Source organism: Saccharopolyspora ipomoeae, from assembly GCF_029952525.1.
GTDB classification, from domain to species: Bacteria; Actinomycetota; Actinomycetes; order Mycobacteriales; family Pseudonocardiaceae; genus Saccharopolyspora; species Saccharopolyspora ipomoeae.
Genome location: NZ_JASAOF010000010.1, coordinates 108,243 through 126,917 on the forward strand (window position 1 = coordinate 108,243; position 18,675 = coordinate 126,917).

Consider the following 18,675-nt stretch of genomic DNA (forward strand, 5'->3'; position numbering starts at 1 on the left):
CCGAGGGCGATCACCTGACGGCGCTCAGCCGACCTACGACGCCACGACGAGGTCGAGACCTCGGGCGTGGAAGTGGGCCGTGGTGGCCGGGTCCGCCGCGGCGTCGGTGACCAGGATCCAGTCGGGGCTGAGCGGGGCCTGGGCGCGGAACGGGCGGCGGCCGAGCTTGTCGGCGTGCACCAGCACGTAGACGCGATCGGCCCGCCGTGCCATGAGCTCCTTGAGGCGGGTCTGCTCCAGGTCCGCCTCGCAGATCCCGTGCTCGGCGGTGACGCCGTCGGCGCCCAGGAACGCGCGGTCGAAAGTCCGCCGTTCCAGGGCGGCCTCGGTCAGCGGCCCCACGAAGCCCTGGCTCAGCGGCCGCAGGGCACCGCCCAGGCACTCGATGCGCAGGTCCGAGTGGGCCAGCTCGTGCAGCACCGTGATCGAGGTGGTGACGATCGTCAGGTCGCTGCGGTGCGCCAGCTCGCGGGCCAGGGCGGTGGTGGTGCTGCCCGAGTCGAGCAGCACCGTCTCACCGGGGCGCACCTGCTCGGCCGCCCAGCGGGCGATGGTGCGCTTGGCGTCGGCGGCCTCGCCGTTGCGCTGGCCCAGCGAGGCCTCGTGCTGCACCGGGATCGCCCCGCCGTAGGTGCGGGCGAGGCGGCCCGCCGCCTGCAGCTGGGCCAGGTCCCGCCGGATCGTCGAGGCCGTCACCCCGAACGCCCGCGACAGCTCCTCGACGCTGGTCAGCCCGGAACCCTCGGCCAGGTCGAGGATCGCGTCCCGTCGTTCCCGCGCCCCGCGCGCCATCCCGTTGCCCCTCACGCGCAGAGGTTCGCGGCCTGCCGCAGGGCCTCGACCATGCTGTCGGAGCTGGCCTTGCCCGTGCCCGCGATGTCGAAGGCCGTGCCGTGGTCGACCGAGGTGCGGATGACCGGCAGCCCGACGGTGATGTTCACGCCGGTCTCGATGCCCAGCACCTTCACCGGGCCGTGGCCCTGGTCGTGGTACATCGCGACGATCAGGTCGTACTCGCCGCGCGTGGCCAGGAAGAACGCGGTGTCGGCCGGCAGCGGGCCCTGCGCGTCGATGCCGTCGGCGCGCAGCTTCTCCAGCGCGGGGACGATCTTGGAGTCCTCCTCGCCGTAGCCGAACAGCCCGTTCTCGCCCGCGTGCGGGTTGATCCCGCAGACGCCGATGCGCGGGGATTCCACCCCGGAATCGCGCAGCGTCCGGTCGCCCCGGCGCACGGTGCGCTCCACCAGACCGGGTTCGATCTTGGCGACGGCGTCGAGGAGCCCGACGTGGGTGGTCACGTGGATGACCTTCATCGTCGGCGCCGCGAGCATCATCGACACCTCCTCGGTGCCGGTCAGGTGCGCGAGGAGTTCGGTGTGACCGGGGAAGATGTGCCCGGCCGCGTGCAGCGCCTCCTTGTTCAGCGGCGCGGTGCAGATGGCCTGGGCGGCACCGCTGGTCGCCAGCTCGCTGGCCACCCGGATGTAGTGGAAGGCGGCGTCCCCGGCCACCGGCGACACCTCGCCCCAGGCCAGGTCGTCGGGCAGCAGGCCGAGGTCGACGACGTTGATCCGGCCCGGGGTGAAGACCGCGTCGTCGATCGAGTCGACCGCGACGATCTCGGCCTCGGCACCGAGGATCTCCGCGGCCTGGCGCAGCCGGGCCGCGTCGCCGATGACGACGGGGCGGCAGCGGCCGGCGGTGTCGGCGTCGAGGAGCGCGCCGACGGTGACCTCGGGGCCGACTCCGGCGCCGTCGCCCATCGTCACGGCGATCACCGGGGTGGGGGAGGCACTGTTCATTGGGGCAACCTTTCGATTCCTGCGGGACTGAGGTGTTCGACGATGCGGGCGAGGCTGTCGGCCTCGCCGAAGCTGCCGGGCCGGGTCACCACCGAGGTGCCCTCCGGCGTGCGGCAGACGACCGCGCCGTGGTGGACCTGACCGACCGGGCTCAGCGAGCGCACGCCCAGCGCGTCGAGGACCAGCCGCGCGGTCTCCCCGCCGGTGAGCACCAGGTCCACCGGGCTCGGGCAGCCTTCGACGATGCGCGCGGCGGTGGCGGCCAGGCCGCGCGCCCGCTCCCGGGAGCGCTCCGGTGCGATCGGTTCGGACGGGTCGATGCGCAGCGCGACCGGGCCGTGCTCCAGAGCGGCCAGCGCGCGGGGGACGATCTCGCCGGTGTGGTCGAGGACGCGCGTTCCGCGCAGTTCGGCGAGGCGCAGCTGCTCGGCGGCGGTGGGCGAGCCCGTGCCGACGACCATCAGCAGCGGGTTTCCCGTTGCCGGGTGCGGATTTTCGGCCACCGGGGCCGTGGCGGTGCGGCCGAGCGCGGCGGCCAGACCACCGGACCCGGCGAGCAGGGCGCCGTCCGGTGCCGCGGCGACCACGGCGTCCAGGTCGGCGTCGGTCTCGCCGTCGCAGATCGGAACCCGGCCCGCGGCGAGGCATTCCGCGATCGCACCGGCCAGCGCGTCCGAGCGGACGATCTCCAGCGCGATGCCGCGGCAGCGGAGCGGGGTCAGCGCTTCGGCGACGCTGCGCGGCGGCGCGGTGCCTTCGACCCGCCAGCCGTCCGAGAGGTGCAGCGGCACTCCGCGCACGTGCGCGACCCCACCTGCCACGGTCCGGCCCAGCGCGGGCAGGGCAGGTGCGACGACCAGCGGCCGGTCCGCCGCCGCGCCCAGCACCGCCGCCACGGGGCCGCGCAGCTGCGAGTCGATCTTGATGAACACCGGTCGCCCGCCCTGCTCGCGCAGCGCCTCCCGGGCGCGTTGGCTCGCCTCGGCGGCCGGGAGGGCGCGGTTGTCGAGGTCCGCCACGACCACGCTCTGCGCGTTGTGCGCAAGTGGCGCGGAATTCGGTCCGCTCAGCTCGACGGTCGTCGAGCGGCCGAGAGGGCGCAGGCACGCGGCGGTCTCCACCGCTCCGGACAGGTCGTCCGCCAGCGCGAGCAGCCCTTCTGTCAGCACGTTCAGCTCCTCGTCGTGGATGGTGGCAGCGGCTGGCCGCGCCCTCCGGCCGCTGTGGCGGGGTGTCTCCACGCTAGCTGGTTTGCGCGTTTCGCGCTATGACTATTGCGTGAAACGCGCAACCCTGCCATCGTGAGCTCCACAACGAGGCCGGGTGGCCACCGCCGTTCCCCCGAGGAGTTCCCGCATGACCGTTCCGCGTTTGGAGGTGCCCGGCGTCGAGGTGCCCCTGTCGTCCCTCGTGCTCGGGACGATGACGTTCGGCGACACCGCGGACGCCGCGACCGCCGCGAGGATGCTCGACACCGCGCTCGACGCGGGCATCAACGCGGTCGACACCGCCAACGGCTACGCGGGCGGTGACACCGAGCGCATCCTCGGCGAACTGCTGCCCGCCCGCCGCGACCGCGTCTCGCTGGCCACCAAGGCGGGCATGCCGCACCCGGACGCGGGCGAGCACGCGCCGCTGTCCCCGAAGGGCCTGCGCGCCGGCCTCGACGGCAGCCTCTCGCGGCTCGGTGTGGAGCGCGTCGACCTGTTCTACCTGCACCAGCCCGACCGCGCGACGCCGCTCGCCGACACGCTCGCCACGCTCGCCGACCTGGTCGCCGAGGGCAAGATCGGCGCCTGGGGCGTCTCCAACTTCGCCGCCTGGCAGATCGCCGAGCTCCGCCACGTCGCCGACGAGGTCGGCGCCCCGCGCCCGGTCGTCGCCCAGCAGCTCTACAACCTGCTGGCCCGGCGCGTCGATGAGGAGTACGTCGAGTTCGCCCGGGTCACCGGGCTGCTCACGGTCGTCTACAACCCGCTGGCGGGCGGGCTGCTCACCGGCAGGCACAGCTTCGAGTGCGATCCCTCCTCCGGGCGCTTCGCCGACTCCCGGCTCGCCGGGATGTACCGCGAGCGCTACTGGGACGAGCGGCTCTTCGACGCCATCGCCCGCCTCGCCTCGATCGCCGACGACGCCGGGATCCCGCTGGTCGACCTGGCGCTGCGCTGGGTCCTGAGCAAGCCGGTGACCTCCGCGCTGCTGCTCGGCGGCTCGAAGGTCGAGCAGCTCGAAGCCAACATCGCGGCCCTGGGCGCCGGGGCGCTGCCGGCCGACGTCGTGGACGCCTGCGACGAGGTCGGCGCGTTCCTGCGCGGCCCGATGCCCGCCTACAACCGCTGATCTCACCTGAGGAAGAGGGGAAGAACCGTGTCCGCTGCGGAATTCGCGCGCAAGCTGCGCGCCCGCGAGAGGGTCGTCGGCTACTGGATCGTGCTCGACAACCCGATCGGCACCGAGCGCATCGCGCGCCTGGGCTACGACTACGTCGCGGTCGACGCCCAGCACGGCCTGCTCGGCTACTCGGGGCTGCTCAACGCCATGATGGCCATCGACGCCGGAGGCGCCTCGATCGGCCTGACCAGGGTCGAGGCCAACGACCCTGCCGCCATCGGCCACGCGCTCGACGCGGGCTCCAGCGGCATCATCGTGCCGCTGGTCGACACCGCCGAGGACGCCCGCGCCGCCGTCGAGGCCACCCGCTACCCGCCGCGCGGCCGCCGCTCCTACGGCCCGATGCGCTCCGGCCTGCGGATCGGACCGCGCCCGGCCGAGGCCGACGAGTCCGTGGTGCTGCTGGCGATGATCGAGACCCCGGAGGGCCTGGCCAACGTCCGCGAGATCTGCGCGACCGAAGGCATCGACGGCGTCTACGTCGGCCCGTCGGACCTGTGCCTGGCCGTCGGCGGCGCGTTCCCGGGCGACCCGGCCGTGGCCGAGGAGTTCGAGCAGGCCGTGGCCGACGTCCAGCGGGCCGCCGCCGAAGCCGGGATCGCCGCGGGCATCCACACGTCCGACGGCGCCACCGCCGCGCGCAGGCTGGAGCAGGGCTACACCTTCGCCAGCGTCGCCAGCGACCTGACGCACCTGGAGCGCGTGGCCGGCGAGCACCTGGCGGCGGTGAAGCCGTGACGGACATGATCACCGACGGCGTCCTGCGCGAGGTCGAACCGCAGCGCAGCGAGACCCACCTCAGCTCCGGGACCGCGCAGTCGCACGCCGCGAACCTCATGCCGCTGCCCAGCGGCGAGCTCGCCTGCGCCTGGTTCGCCGGGACGCAGGAAGGCCTGTCGGACATCAACATCTGGTTCGCCCGCCTCGACGCCGAAGGCCGCTGGAGCGAACCCGTGCAGGTCTCGGCCGACGCCGAGCGCTCCGAGCAGAACCCGGTGCTGTTCCCCACGCCCGACGGCGAGCTGTGGCTGCTCTACACCGCGCAGCGCTCCGGGAACCAGGACACCGCCGAGGTGCGGCTGATCGTCTCGCACGACGAGGGCCGCGCCTGGAGCGCACCGCGCACGCTGGTGCCCGCGTCCGACACCGGCGGCGTGTTCGTCCGCCAGCCCGTCGTCGTGCTCGACGACGGCCGGTGGCTGCTGCCGGTGTTCCACTGCGTGAAGCCGGAAACCGGCCGCTGGCGCGGGGACGACGACACCAGCGCGGTGCTCGTCTCCGACGACCGGGGCGCCACCTGGTCCCACCACGAGGTCCCCGGCAGCACCGGCTGCGTGCACATGAACGTTGTTCCGCTGGCCGGGGGCGGGCTGCTCGCGCTGTTCCGCAGGCGCCAGGCCGACGCGATCCACGCCAGCCGCTCCGCCGACGGGATCACCTGGAGCGAACCCGAGCCGACCGAGCTGCCCAACAACAACTCCTCCATCCAGGTCACCGCGCTGCGCGACGGCAGGCTCGCGCTGGCCTACAACCACAGCAGCGCCGCCGACGCCACCGAGCGCCGCGCCTCGCTCTACGACGAGATCGACGGCGACTCGCTCGCCGAACCCGCTGCGGTGCAGGAACAACCGCCGGGAACCGCCTTCTGGGGCGCCCCGCGCGCCCCGCTGACGGTGGCGTTGTCGGCCGACGGCGGCCGCAGCTGGCCGGTGCGCCGCGACGTGGAGGTCGGCGACGGCTACTGCTTGACCAACAACTCCCGCGACGGCCTCAACCGAGAGCTGTCCTACCCCTCCATCACCCAGACCGCCGACGGTGACGTGCACGTCGCCTTCACCCACTTCCGCCGCGCCATCAAGCACGTTCGCGTGTCCGCGGAGTGGATCGGCGGCTGACGTCCTGCCAGTGCAACGGAGCAATCATGGCTAGTGAACTCAAGGCGACCACCGCGGCGCCGCGTCCACCCGACACCTGGGCGGGATTCCTGCGGAACATGGGACCCGGCATCGTCGTGGTGATGTCCTGGCTGGGGACGGGCGACTTCATCAGCGCCTCGGTCTCCGGCTCCACCTTCGGCTACGCGCTGATCTGGACGCTGCTGATCGCCACCTTCTCCCGGTACTTCATCGTGTCGTCGATGTCGAAGTACCAGCTGTGCAACGCCGTCGGCGACGAGACGATCCTCGACGGGTACGGCCGGGTGTGGAAGGGCTTCCCGATGTTCATCGGGGCCACCACCTGCGTGCTCGGCTTCGTCTACGTCTCGTTCCTGACGCTGGCGGCGGCCACGGCGCTCGACGCGCTGGTCCGGCCGGTGCTTCCGCTGGGCAGCTGGGGAATCCCGCTGTGGGCGGTGTTCACGACCGTCGTGGCCTACGCGCTTGCGTCGCGCCGCAAGGGGCACTTCCGGGGTCTGGAGATCGTCGCCCAGATCACGATGGCAGTGCTGGTGCTGTGCTTCCTGCTGGCGCTGTTCGGCACCGGTCTCGACGTGGGCAAGCTGTTCGGCGGCCTGCTGTTCGAGATGCCGCCGGGGGACCTGGGCTACATCACCGCGGCGAGCACCGCGGTCGGGCTCATCGGTGCCGTGGGCGGTTCGGCCGCGAACCTGCTCTACCCGTACCTGATGCACGAGAAGGGTTGGCGCGGACCGGGTTTCCTCAAGCTGCAGCGGCTGGACCTGCGCTTCGGCAGCCTCGTGATGTTCGGCCTCGTGCTGGCGGTGTGGGTCGTGGCGGCCGAAACCCTGCACGGCACGGGCGAGAGCGTGTCCTCCGCCGACGGGTTGGCGAGCATGATGGAGAAGGCCATCGGCCCGGCCGGTCCGCCGATCATGTGGCTGGCGATCTTCTTCACGGTGTTCAACAACATCGTCACCCAGCCCCGGGTGTTCGTGCGGATGTTCGTGGAATCGCTGCACAAGTCCCGTCCCGAGCGGCTGGCCCGGCTGCGCGCCCAGCGCGACCTGACCGGGGTGGAGGACAAGGACGCGTTCTCCTACGACCGGCTGTTCTGGATCATCCTCACGGTGATCATGACGGTGCCGATCGTGTTCTCGCTGCCCGGCATGCCGGGGATGGTGATCATCACCCTGCTCGGCAACTCGGTCAACGTCCTCACGGTCCCGATGATCATCGTCGGCCTGATCGTCATGACCTCGAAGCGCTCCCTCATGCTCGAAGGCCACGTCAACAAGTGGTGGGAGACGGCGATCCTCGTAGCCATCGGCGCCGTCGGCCTCTGGGCCACCTACGAACTCGTCCTGAGCATCATGGGGTGAGCGACGGCAGTTCTAGTCATAACTGTCAGTGCCCTGGCACGACAGTTATGACTAAAACTGCCCACGCACCGAGCACGACGACAAAAAAGAAACCACCGCTGAACTCCCTCAACCCCAGGGCAGTGGCAGCACCTCAACGTCCCCCTCGGGCAGCGGACCCTCCGAAGGAGGAAGCACCGCAAGCCCGTCCGCCAGCGTGAGCCCCCGCAACATCGCAGGCCCCCCGAACGGCAGCGGCTGAGCCACCCCGTCCCGGACCAGCACCGGAACCAACCGGGTGCTTCCCGGGTGAGGCAGCAGATCCCCGGCTCGGGCAGTCCGGTTCTCGACCTCGGAGCGACCCCCGAGCCGGTCGAGCAGCGGCATCGCCAGGGTCACCACCCCGGCCACCGCCGCCAGCGGATTCCCCGGCAACCCGACCAGCCGACCCCCGGACGGGAGCTCGGCCAGCAGCATGGGGTGCCCGGGCCGCACGGCCACGGAGTCGACGAGCAACCGCGCCCCCAGCTCCGCGAGCGCGGTGTGCAGGTGGTCCACGGGCCCGGCCGCGGTGCTCCCGGTCGTGATCACCACATCAGCCGTGGAAGCGGAGATCGCCTCCCGCAGCGCGTCGAGCTCGTCGGGCAGCCGCCGGCACCCGACGACGTCGGCGCAGCCCTGCAGCCACGGCACCAGCATCGGGCTCAACGCATCCCGAACCCGCCCATCGCGGGGCGGCCCCGACGACAGCAGCTCGTCGCCCAGCACCAGCAGCTCCGCGCTCGGGCGCCGGTGCACCTCCAGCCGGTCGTACCCGGCGGCCGCCGCCATCCCCAGCACCGCCGGGGTGACCGTTGTCCCGGCCGGGAGCAGCACCTCGCCCTGGGAGCACTCCCGCCCGCGCGGGCGCACGTCCTGCCCGTCGCTCCGGCCGCCCACCAGGTCCGCCAGCCGCTCGCCGTCGACGCGGCCGTGCTCGCGGCGCAGCACCGACGTCGCACCCGGAGGCAGCGGAGCGCCGGTGGCGATGCCGACGGCGTCCCCGGCGGCCAGCGGCGAGGGGGCGTCGCCCGCGAGGACCTCGCCGCCGGTCAGCCGCCACGGTCCGGGGCCGGAGACGGCCCAGCCGTCCATCGCCGAGGTGTCGAACGAGGGCAGGTCGGTCCGCGCGATCAGCGGCGCGGCCAGCGCGTGCGAGAGGGCCGTCTGGGAGGGGGCCGTCTGGGAGGGGGCACCGTCGAGCGGCCGGGTCTCGGCCGGCAGGGCCTCGCCGGCGTCCCGGGCGGTGGCTCGTGCTCGATCCCAGCTCAGGACGGAGGAGTGCGGTTCCACGACCGGAGCCGCGTTGCCGGCGGACGTGCTCGCCATGACCGGCATGATTGAACCGCAGGGGCCGGAAGTCAAATCGAATTCACCGAAGAACCGATAACTCGGGACTATCGCGTTTCCCATTTTCAGCGGGAAAAGGCGTGTCGCGATTCGGCGTGATCCTGGGCACAGTCGAGCCCGGTTCGGGGCGCTTTCTGAACAGATCCTGGGTCCGTGACCAGCTGGTTTGATCGATCAAGGCGGTGCTGGTGCGGGTTGTGAACCGCTGTTTATCAACCCATAGGCGACGGTTCTTTGACTTCGCCCGGAACGGAGCCAAAGCTGACGTTCGCAACGATTTCGTTCAGCGCACCGGTGCGCTGAGGTGAACAGGGGAACGGCGACAGCATGAGTGGGATGCAAGACCCGAGCGACGACCTGAAGGTCACCCGGCCCAAGAAGTGGGCCACCGGCGCCCCCGCCGTCGCTCACGCGATCCAGTACTCGCTGAGCCAGACCTCCCCGAAGCGCACCGCGCTGACGCTGCTGAACCTCAACCAGGGCAAGGGAATCGACTGCCCCGGTTGCGCGTGGCCGGACCCCGACCCGAACCACCGCCCGATGAACGAGTACTGCGAGAACGGCGCCAAGCACGTCAACGACGAGGCGACGTCCAAGCGCATCACCCGCGAGTTCTTCCAGCAGTACTCGGTGTCCGAACTGGACGACAAGTCCGACTACTGGCTCAACCAGCAGGGCCGCCTCACCGAGCCGATGATCAAGCGCTCGGACTCGGACTTCTACGAGCCGATCAGCTGGGACGCGGCGCTCGACCTGATCGCCGAGGAGCTGCGCGGCCTCGACTCCCCGAACGAGGCGCTGTTCTACACCTCCGGCCGGCTCAGCAACGAGGCCGCGTTCCTGCTCCAGCTGTTCGCCCGCGCCTACGGCACCAACAACCTGCCGGACTGCTCCAACATGTGCCACGAGTCCAGCGGCTCGGCCATGCAGCAGACCCTCGGGGTCGGCAAGGGCACCGTCAGCCTCGACGACATCCACAACTCGGACCTGATCTTCGTGATCGGCCAGAACCCGGGCACCAACCACCCGCGGATGCTCACCGCCCTGGAGCGCACGAAGCGCAACGGCGGCGAGATCGTCGCGGTCAACCCGCTGCCCGAGGCCGGGCTGCTGCGGTTCAAGAACCCGCAGAAGGTCCGCGGCGTGCTGGGCCGGGGCACCGAGATCGCCGACCAGTTCCTGCAGATCCGCCCCGGCGGTGACTTGGCGCTGTTCAAGGCGCTGAACCTGCTGCTGCTCGAAGCCGAGGACGCCAACCCCGGCACCGTCCTGGACCACGACTACATCCGCACTCACACCACCGGTTTCGAGGAGTTCGCCCGCCGCGCCCGCGAGCTGTCCTGGGACCAGGTGCACGCGGCGACCGGCCTGACCCGCGCCGAGATCGAGCAGGTGCGCGACCGGGTTCTGGCCAGCAACAGCGTCATCGCCTGCTGGGCGATGGGGCTGACCCAGCAGAAGCACGGCGTGGCCACGATCCGCGAGGTCGTCAACTTCCTGATGCTGCGCGGCAACCTCGGCAAGCCCGGCGCGGGCGCGTGCCCGGTGCGCGGCCACAGCAACGTGCAGGGCGATCGCACGATGGGCATCTGGGAGCGGGTTCCGCAGTCCTTCCTGGACTCGATCGAGGCCGAGTTCGGCTTCACGCCGCCGAGCGAGCACGGCCTCGACTCGGTCGACTCGATCCGCGCCATGCTCGACGGCCGGGCCCGGTTCTTCCTCGGCGTGGCGGGCAACTTCGTGCGGGCCACGCCGGACAGCGAGGTCACCGAGAAGGCGCTGCGCCAGTGCCGGTTGACCGCGCACATCTCCACCAAGCTCAACCGGTCTCACACCGTCTGCGGTGAAACCGCGCTGATCCTGCCGACTCTGGGCCGCAGCGACCGCGACGTGCAGAACGGCATCGAGCAGTTCGTCACCGTCGAGGACTCGATGAGCATGGTGCACGCCTCCTTCGGGCGGCTGGAACCGGCCTCGGAGTCGCTGCTCAGCGAGGTGTCGATCCTGTCGCGGCTGGCTCGGCGCGTGCTCGGCGACTCGCCGGAGATCCCGTGGGAGTCCTTCGAGGAGCACTACGACGCGATCCGCGACCGGATCTCGCGCGTGGTGCCCGATTTCGAGGACTTCAACCAGCGGGTGGCCGACCCGGCCGGGTTCCGGCTGCCCAACCCGGTCAACCGCGGCGAGTTCCGCACCGCCAGCGGCAAGGCCGAGTTCAGCACCAACGAGTTCGAGTGGCTCGACGCCCCCGAGGGCTACCTGGTGCTGCAGTCGCTGCGCTCGCACGACCAGTGGAACACCATCCCGTACGCGATGGACGACCGCTACCGAGGCATCCACAACGCCCGCCGCGTCGTGCTGGTCAACCCCGACGACATCGAGGCGCTGGGGCTCACCGACCGCGCCGAGGTGGACCTGGTCAGCGTGTGGCACGACGGGGTCGAGCGGCGCGCGCCGAGCTTCACCGTCGTGTCGTACCCGGCCGCGCGCGGCTCGGCGGCCGCCTACTACCCGGAGACCAACGTGCTGGTCCCGCTGGACAGCGTCGCCGACGTCAGCAACACCCCGACGTCGAAGGGCGTCATCGTCCGGCTGGAGCCGGTGGCCCAGCAGTCCTGACCCTGGAGAGGTGGTCACGATGGGACGAGTGACGGTGCGGCGCCCGGTGCTGCGGATCCGCGGCGACAAGCGGTCGCAGCGGCCGGACACCCTAGCGGCCGAGGAGCCGATGGAGATCCGCGTCGGCGGGCGACCGCTGACGGTCACCATGCGCACCCCGGGCCACGACTTCGACCTGGCCGCCGGGTTCCTGGTCAGCGAGGGCGTGGTGCGGAGCGGGTCCGACATCGCCGGCATCCGGTACTGCCTGGGCACGGCCGAGGACGGGAGCAACACCTACAACGTCGTCGACGTGCTGCTGGCCCCCGGCGTGGCGGCCCCGGACGCGTCGCTGGAGCGCAACTTCTACACGACGTCCTCGTGCGGGCTGTGCGGGAAGGCGAGCCTGGACGCGGTGCGCACCACCTCGACGTGGCAGGTAGCCGACGACCCGCTGCGGCTCGACGCCGACGTGCTCGCCGAGCTGCCCGACAAGCTGCGCGAGGCGCAGAAGGTCTTCGACAGCACCGGCGGCCTGCACGCCGCCGGTCTGTTCACCGCCGACGGCGAGCTCCTCGGAGTCCGCGAGGACGTCGGTCGCCACAACGCGGTCGACAAGGTCATCGGCGACGCCGTCCGCGCGGATGGCCTCCCGCTCCGCGAGACGATCCTCGTGGTCAGCGGCCGGGCCTCCTTCGAACTCGTCCAGAAGGCCATCATGGCGGGAATCCCGGCCTTGGCGGCGGTCTCAGCCCCCTCCTCCCTGGCGGTGGAGCTCGCGGCGGACGCGGGTCTCACCCTCACGGGCTTCCTCCGAGGCGACTCCATGAACATCTACACCGGAACCCACCGCCTCGAAGACCCCAAACCCGAAGCGGCCTAACCCCACCCCGTCCAAACCCCAACATTCGACGCGACGAAAACCCCTGCATTCGCGACTACGATCGGTGACCGTTTCCCGAGAGTGAGGACAGTTCTCATGAAAACCGTCCTCCCCACCGAACGGAACCCACGGGGGCGGTGGCCCTCGTCAGATGGGTGGGGTGGGGGAAGTTTTCATGAAAACTTCCCCCACCCTCACACCCGCACCTCGAGGTGGGTGGGCGCCGAAAACCGCTGCATACGCCGTGACGGCTGGTGGACGGGTCTCGTTGAGGGGTGACAGTTTTCATGAAAACTGTCCTCTTCACTGAAGGGGACTCACGGGGGCGGTGGCCCTCGTCAGATGGGTGGAGTGGGGGACAGTTTTCATGAAAACTGTCGGCTTCTCGCAACCGCACTTTGGGGTGATAGGTCGCGAGAACCCCTGCGTTCGCACGATGAACGCAGGGGTTCTCGACGGTGGGTGGGTCACATGCGGGTGGAGCCGTCCTTGATGGCTTCTCGGATTCTGAAGTAGGTGCCGCAGCGGCAGACGTTGCGGATTTCCTCGATGTCGGCGTCGGTGATCTCGTGGCCTTCGGCGCGGGCCTGCTTGACCTTGGCGACGGCGGCCATGATCTGGCCCGGTTGGCAGTAGCCGCACTGGACGACGTCGTGGTCCAGCCAGGCCTCCTGCATCGGGTGCAGCTCCTGGCCGACGGTGTCCGGCAGGCCCTCGATCGTGGTGATCTCGTCGGACGGTCCGACGTCCTTGACCTGCACCGAGCAGGGGTTGAACGCCTTGCCGTTGATGTGGCACGTGCAGGCCTTGCAGACGTTGATCCCGCACCCGTACTTCGGCCCCGTCACGCCCAGCAGGTCGCGGATGACCCACAGCAGCCGGACGTCGTCCTCGGCCTCGACGGTGATCTGCTTCCCGTTCAGCTTGAAGGTGTGCTCAGGCATGCGTCGTCTCCTCAGTAGGTGTAGTCCAGGCCGTTGGTCGGTGACGGCGGCAGCGGTGGCACGTGCGGGTAGGGCTCGAACGCGAGCGGCTCCTTGTGGTTGATCGGGAAGTGCGTCGGGGTCGTCCCGGTCGCCGCGCGGTAGGCGCACGCGGTGGCCGCGAACGCCGGCGCGACGCCCATCTCCCCACCGCCGGAGGGCATTTCGCTCTCCTCGGCGGGCAGGATGACCGGGGTGAACTCGAACGGCAGGTTCCACTGCCTGCAGTAGAAGAAGTTGTCCCAGCTGGCCTCGGCGATCGCGCCCTTGTCGAGGTGCACGCTGGCCGTGAGCGCCTGGGCGAAGCCGTCGATGAACCCGCCCTGCATCATCGCTTCCAGGCCCAGCGGGTTGACGACGATGTGCCCGGGCAGCGTCACCAGCACGCCGCGCGTCACGCGCGGACCGGTCACGCCGTTGCGGACCGGGCGGTTGACGGTCTCCGGCCGGCAGTCGATCTCCACGAAGCAGGCCATCGTGTTCTTGTACTCGTGGTGCAGCGCGATGCCGTGCCCGACGCCGTCCGGCGTCGGCTGACCCCATCCGCCCACCTCGGCGGCCTTGTCGAGGACCTTGAGCAGGTTCTCGTTCTTGACGTACTTGCGCCGGAAGCTGTACGGGTCCATGCCCATCGTCTCGGCGAGCTCGTCGACGAACAGCTCCCGCGTGGTGGCCACGTCAGGCGAGTACACGTTGCGCGTGCTGCCCGTGTTGAACCCGCCGCGCTTCTGGTTGTTCGACGGCGACTGGTGGGTCTCGGTCAGCAGCGTCTTGGTGACGCCGAAGTTGTACAGCGACGGCGTGGTCAGCGTGAAGATGACCTCCGAGACCGAGTAACCGGCCAGCGGCAGCCGCGTCGCCGTGGAGGTCAGCGCTTCGCCGAAGCCGTGGCTGAAGTCGGTGCGCACGTTGGCCAGGTGCTGCTCCAGGCTGATCACGTCGTCGGTGAACGACGCGCGGATCGTGCCCACCGACATCGGGTGCACGCGGCCCTGCCTGCAGTCGTCGGCGCGGTGCCACATCAGCTTCACCGGCTTGCCGATCTTCTTCGACACCTCGGCGGCCTCGGAGGCCGCGTCGTGGAACAGGCACCGGCCGAACGACCCGCCGCCGGGCACCACGTGCACGGTGACCTGCTGCTGCGCGAGTCCCAGCTCCGAGGCGATGGCGGCCTGGGCGACGATCGGGATCTTCACCGTCGACCAGATCTCGGCCCGGTCGGACCGGACGTCGGCGATCGCCGAGTTCACGCCGAGCGCGCTGCCGTTGACGAAGCTGAAGGTGTACTGGCGCTCCAGCGTCTTGGTCGCCGGCGTCGGCGGGATCACCGCCGGGGGAGTGGCGGCCTTGAGCTTCTCCTCGACGGTCGCGTCCGACTCGTCGTCGACGGGGCCGGGGCCCCACGCCACGTCGAGCGCGTTGACCGCGTCGATGCACTGCCCGAAGGTCTTGGCGCGCACGGCGACACCGCTGGTGATCTCCACGACGTCGGTGACGCCGGGCATCTGCCGAACCTGGTCGAGGTTGTTGGCCCCGCGCACGGTGCCGTTGATCGTCGGCGGGCGGCACACCATCGTCGGCAGCGCGTCCGGGACCTGGAGGTCGGTGGTGAACTTCTTGCGCCCGGTCACGGCTTCCAGCGCGTCGATGCGGCGCGTGGGCTTGCCGACGATCGTGAACTCGGACTCCGGTTTGAGCGTCGCCTCGACCTCGCGGGTCCTGTCGCTGGCGGCCTTGCGCACCAGGTCGCCGTAGGGGATGGCGTTGCCCGCGGCGGAGGTGATCGTGCCGAGCTTGGCGGTGAGCAGGTCGGTCTGCTCACCGAGCACGTGGGAGGCGGCCTCCAGCAGCCTGCCCTTGGCCACGGCCGCGGCGGTGCGCACCGGCCAGTACAGCGCGCTGATCGACGCCGAACCGCCGGTGAGCTGGTTGAACACCAGCTCCGGCCGGGCGTCGGCGAGGGTGATGTGCACCTTCTCCAACGGCAGTTCGAGCTCTTCGGCGATGAGCATCGCGATCGCCGTGGTCAGGCCCTGGCCGACCTCGGTGCGGTGCAGCGCGAACGACGCCGAGCCGTCCTCGTTGAGCTGGACGGCGATGAGGTTGGCGGTGGGTCTTGCCGCGTAGACGAGGCCGTCGGTGAGGTCGACGTGATCGGCGACCTGCGGTGTCGGGGGTAAGCCCGCCCCGGTCTCGGCGGCGTGCGCGGACGGTCCGAACACCGATGCGCCGCCGAGTTCGGCCGCCGCGACGAGCGTCGGTGCCGCCAGCAGGTAACCCAGGAAGCGGCGTCTGGTGGGAGCGGTGGCGCCGGGATCCGGAGCCGTGGTGTCCGTGCGAGGAGATCGCATGGGGGCTCAACCTTTCGACGAAGCGGTCAGTTCGGACGTGGTGGTTTCGCCGTGTGTGTCGGTTGGCGAGCAATGGTGCAGGAGTGAATTCCAGTTCACATACCCCCGAGTTGGGGTGGTGAGGGCGCGGCGGCGCGTGAGGACCGATCTCCGGTGGTCAGAGGGCACCACATCCGAACCCCGATCACGCAGCGTGGGACAAGTCCACTCGAACAGCCGCCCCCGGACGGGGGTATTGGCGCGATTCGTGCACGCGGAGAATCGGTTCAGCCGCCAAATGGCCGGTATAGTGTTGCAACTCGATGCCACGTCGGAGTGGCAGGTGTCTTCGGCGTGGGACGGAGCAGGCGGACCGGAACGCGCCGATCAGCCGATGGAGGACGGACACTATGACCGGCAGCGGAGACGGCAACGGCGCCGTGTCGCGGGGGGCCGAGAACCGTGCGCGCCTGCGCCCGGACGATCGGGACGCGCTGCGCGCCGAATTGCGTTCGGTGTCAACCGAACTGGAGTTCCCGGTCGCCTTCGGCGGGGAGGTCGCCGACGGCGGCGTCCGGCTCACCGAGTGCTTCGGGGCCCTGACCCAGCGGCTGCACAACCTGGAGGTCCGCGAGGGCAAGGGCCTCGGCGGGCAGGCCCTGGCCTTCGGCAAGCCGATCGGCGTGGCCGACTACAGCGCCGCCCGCCACATCACCCACGACTACGACGGACCGGTCAAGGCCGAGCGGCTCTCGGCGGTGCTCGCCGTCCCGGTGCGGGTGCGCGGCAAGTGCCGCGCCGTGCTCTACGGCGCGATCCGGCAGCGCGTCGGCGTCGGCGACCGCGCGCGGGACTCGCTGGTGCTGGCCGGGCGTCGGCTGGCCGCCGAGCTGGCGGTGCGCGACGAGGTGGACCGGAGGTTGTCGATGGCCGAGACGATCGCGGCCACGAGCCGCCCCGAGGTTCCCGACGTCGCCAAGCTGGAGGAGCTGCGCTCCGTCCACTCCGAACTGTGCGCGATCGCGGGGACCGTGGAGGACTCCGCGCTGCGCGGCCGGATGTACGAGGTCGCTCAGCGGCTGGCCGACCTGCGCTCGGGGGAGACCGAGCCGCCACCGGAGTTCCGCCTGTCGCGCCGCGAGATCGACGTGCTCGCCCAGGTGGCGCTGGGCTGCACCAACGCCGAGGTGGCCGAGCGGCTGTCGCTGTCGCCCGAGACGGTGAAGGCATACCTGCGCACCGCCATGCGCAGGCTCGGCGCCCACACGCGGCACGAGGCCGTGGTGCGCGCCCGGTCGGCGTGGCTGCTGCCGTGACCCGGACGAGTGGTACCCCAATTCGGGTGTAACGCCGCTGGGACGGGGACTCTACGGTGTGTGGTCACCAACACACGCCACCTGCCCGGGAGGACGCCGTGACCGCGGTCGAGATTTCCTATTCGTCCGGTACCTCTGACACGCCGCTGCTGGGCGACACCATCGGCGACAACCTGCGCCGCACCGCCGAGCGCGTCCCGGACCGCGACGCGCTGGTGGAGCACGCCACGGGCCGGCGCTGGACGTACCGGGAGTTCGACGCCGAGGTCGACGCGGTCGCGCTCGGACTGCTCGACGCCGGCATCACCAAGGGCGACCGGGTGGGCATCTGGGCGCCGAACCGCGCCGAGTGGACGCTGACCCAGTACGCGACGGCGAGGATCGGCGCGATCCTGGTCAACATCAACCCCGCTTACCGGCTGCACGAGCTGGAGTACGTGCTCAACCAGGCCGGGATCCGGATGCTGGTGGCCGCGCGCTCGTTCAAGACCTCCGACTACGCGGGCATGATCGCCGAGGCGCGGCCGAAATGCGCTGGGCTGGAACAGGTCGTGCTCTTCGACGACCCGGAGTGGGCGCAGCTGCTGGAGAACGGGCGCGCGGGCGACCGCGAGCGGCTGCGCGAGGTGGCCGCGACCCTGTCGGCGGACGACGCGATCAACATCCAGTACACCTCGGGCACCACGGGTTTCCCGAAGGGCGCGACGCTGTCGCACCACAACATCCTCAACAACGGCTTCTTCGTCGGTGAGCTGTGCGGCTACAGCGAGGTGGACCGGGTGGCGATCGTGCCGCCGTTCTACCACTGCTTCGGCATGGTGATGGGCAACCTCGCCTGCACCTCGCACGGTTCGGCGATGGTGATCCCGTCGGAGGGCTTCGACCCGGGCACCGCGCTGGCGGCCGTGTCGGCCGAGCGGTGCACGTCGCTGTACGGGGTGCCGACGATGTTCATCGCCGAGCTGGACCACCCGGAGTTCGACTCGTTCGACCTGTCGTCGCTGCGCACCGGCATCATGGCGGGCTCGCCGTGCCCGGTGGAGGTGATGAAGCAGGTCATCGACCGGATGGGCATGTCGGAGGTCGCGATCTGCTACGGCATGACCGAGACCTCGCCGGTGTCGACGCAGACCCGGGCCGACGACTCGCTGGAGCGCCGGGTGTCGACGGTGGGCCGGGTGGGCCCGCACCTGGAGGTCAAGATCGTCGACCCGAGCACCGGCCTGACCGTGCCGCGCGGCGAGCCGGGGGAGCTGTGCACCCGGGGCTACTCGGTGATGCTGGGCTACTGGGAGCAGCCGGAGAAGACCCACGAGGTCATCGACGCGGCTCGCTGGATGCACACCGGCGACCTGGCGGTGATGGACTCCGACGGCTACGTCTCGATCACCGGCCGGATCAAGGACATGGTGATCCGGGGCGGCGAGAACGTCTACCCGCGCGAGATCGAGGAGTTCCTCTACACCCACCCGGACGTGCTGGACGCGCAGGTCATCGGCGTCCCCGACGACCGCTACGGCGAGGAGCTCATGGCCTGGGTGCGCCTGCGCGAGGGAGCCGAGGAGCTCACCGCCGAGGCGCTGCGCGAGTTCTGCAAGGGCAAGCTCGCGCACTACAAGATCCCGCGCTACGTCCACGTCGTCGACGACTTCCCGATGACGGTCACCGGCAAGGTCCGCAAGGTCGAGATGCGCGAACGCGCCAAGGACATCCTCGGCGGCTGA

General features: G+C 70.7%; 14 protein-coding genes. 8 read left to right on the forward strand and 6 right to left on the reverse strand.

The genetic code is table 11. The annotated features are described in order from the left end of the window. Positions 1-33 precede the first annotated feature (33 nt). The 3 genes from QFW96_RS17270 to QFW96_RS17280 are packed head-to-tail and all read right to left on the reverse strand — an operon-like array spanning position 34 to position 2,971. The gene (locus QFW96_RS17270; RefSeq protein ID WP_281456696.1) at positions 34-807 is read right to left on the reverse strand and encodes a DeoR/GlpR family DNA-binding transcription regulator; all 774 of its coding nucleotides are present in this window, start codon (positions 805-807) and stop codon (positions 34-36) included. Continuing rightward, positions 804-1,802, reverse strand: coding sequence for a 4-hydroxythreonine-4-phosphate dehydrogenase PdxA (pdxA, locus tag QFW96_RS17275; RefSeq protein WP_281456697.1), 999 nt, complete (start codon positions 1,800-1,802; stop codon positions 804-806). Before pdxA ends, QFW96_RS17270 begins: the two co-directional genes overlap by 4 nt. Beyond that, positions 1,799-2,971 (reverse strand): four-carbon acid sugar kinase family protein, encoded by a 1,173-nt coding sequence (locus QFW96_RS17280; protein WP_281456698.1) that lies wholly within the window; start codon positions 2,969-2,971, stop codon positions 1,799-1,801. The genes pdxA and QFW96_RS17280 overlap by 4 nt, the downstream gene beginning before the upstream one ends. 187 nt (positions 2,972-3,158) lie before the next feature. Between QFW96_RS17280 and QFW96_RS17285 the strand changes: the two genes are divergently transcribed. Genes QFW96_RS17285 through QFW96_RS17300 form a run of 4 tightly spaced genes read left to right on the forward strand, consistent with a single transcriptional unit; the run spans position 3,159 to position 7,473 of the window. Further along, positions 3,159-4,142 (forward strand): aldo/keto reductase, encoded by a 984-nt coding sequence (locus QFW96_RS17285; RefSeq protein WP_281456699.1) that lies wholly within the window; start codon positions 3,159-3,161, stop codon positions 4,140-4,142. Between the two features lie 27 nt (positions 4,143-4,169). Continuing rightward, the gene (locus tag QFW96_RS17290; RefSeq protein ID WP_281456700.1) at positions 4,170-4,931 is read left to right on the forward strand and encodes an HpcH/HpaI aldolase family protein; all 762 of its coding nucleotides are present in this window, start codon (positions 4,170-4,172) and stop codon (positions 4,929-4,931) included. 5 nt (positions 4,932-4,936) lie between these two features. Further along, a complete protein-coding gene (locus QFW96_RS17295) occupies positions 4,937-6,088 on the forward strand; it encodes a sialidase family protein (RefSeq protein WP_281456787.1) in 1,152 nt (383 codons plus the stop codon). 26 nt (positions 6,089-6,114) lie between these two features. Then, positions 6,115-7,473, forward strand: coding sequence for an Nramp family divalent metal transporter (locus QFW96_RS17300; RefSeq protein WP_281456701.1), 1,359 nt, complete (start codon positions 6,115-6,117; stop codon positions 7,471-7,473). 108 nt (positions 7,474-7,581) lie between these two features. Here the strand turns inward: QFW96_RS17300 and QFW96_RS17305 are convergent, their stop codons facing one another. Then, positions 7,582-8,820, reverse strand: a complete 1,239-nt coding sequence (locus QFW96_RS17305) for a molybdopterin molybdotransferase MoeA (protein WP_281456702.1) — start codon at positions 8,818-8,820, stop codon at positions 7,582-7,584. A gap of 348 nt (positions 8,821-9,168) precedes the next feature. Here QFW96_RS17305 and QFW96_RS17310 point away from each other — a divergent pair, with 348 nt between their 5' ends. Together QFW96_RS17310 and fdhD are read left to right on the forward strand one after the other, a co-directional pair. Continuing rightward, positions 9,169-11,460, forward strand: a complete 2,292-nt coding sequence (locus QFW96_RS17310) for an FdhF/YdeP family oxidoreductase (RefSeq protein ID WP_281456703.1) — start codon at positions 9,169-9,171, stop codon at positions 11,458-11,460. 19 nt (positions 11,461-11,479) lie between these two features. Continuing rightward, positions 11,480-12,322: a formate dehydrogenase accessory sulfurtransferase FdhD gene (gene fdhD / locus QFW96_RS17315; RefSeq protein WP_281456704.1), complete on the forward strand. Its 843-nt coding sequence runs from the start codon at positions 11,480-11,482 to the stop codon at positions 12,320-12,322. A 467-nt stretch (positions 12,323-12,789) separates the two neighbouring features. Here fdhD and QFW96_RS17320 read toward each other — a convergent pair whose 3' ends face one another. Together QFW96_RS17320 and QFW96_RS17325 are read right to left on the reverse strand one after the other, a co-directional pair. Continuing rightward, on the reverse strand, positions 12,790-13,266 hold the full coding sequence (locus QFW96_RS17320; protein WP_281456705.1) for a (2Fe-2S)-binding protein: 477 nt from the start codon (positions 13,264-13,266) through the stop codon (positions 12,790-12,792). An 11-nt stretch (positions 13,267-13,277) separates the two neighbouring features. Further along, a complete protein-coding gene (locus QFW96_RS17325; RefSeq protein ID WP_281456706.1) occupies positions 13,278-15,656 on the reverse strand; it encodes a molybdopterin cofactor-binding domain-containing protein in 2,379 nt (792 codons plus the stop codon). Between the two features lie 389 nt (positions 15,657-16,045). On the opposite strand from QFW96_RS17325, the gene QFW96_RS17330 reads away from it, so the two are divergent. Beyond that, positions 16,046-16,951, forward strand: coding sequence for a helix-turn-helix transcriptional regulator (locus tag QFW96_RS17330; RefSeq protein ID WP_281456707.1), 906 nt, complete (start codon positions 16,046-16,048; stop codon positions 16,949-16,951). 98 nt (positions 16,952-17,049) lie between these two features. After that, entirely contained in the window at positions 17,050-18,675 is a 1,626-nt protein-coding gene (locus QFW96_RS17335) for an AMP-binding protein (RefSeq protein ID WP_281456708.1), read from the forward strand.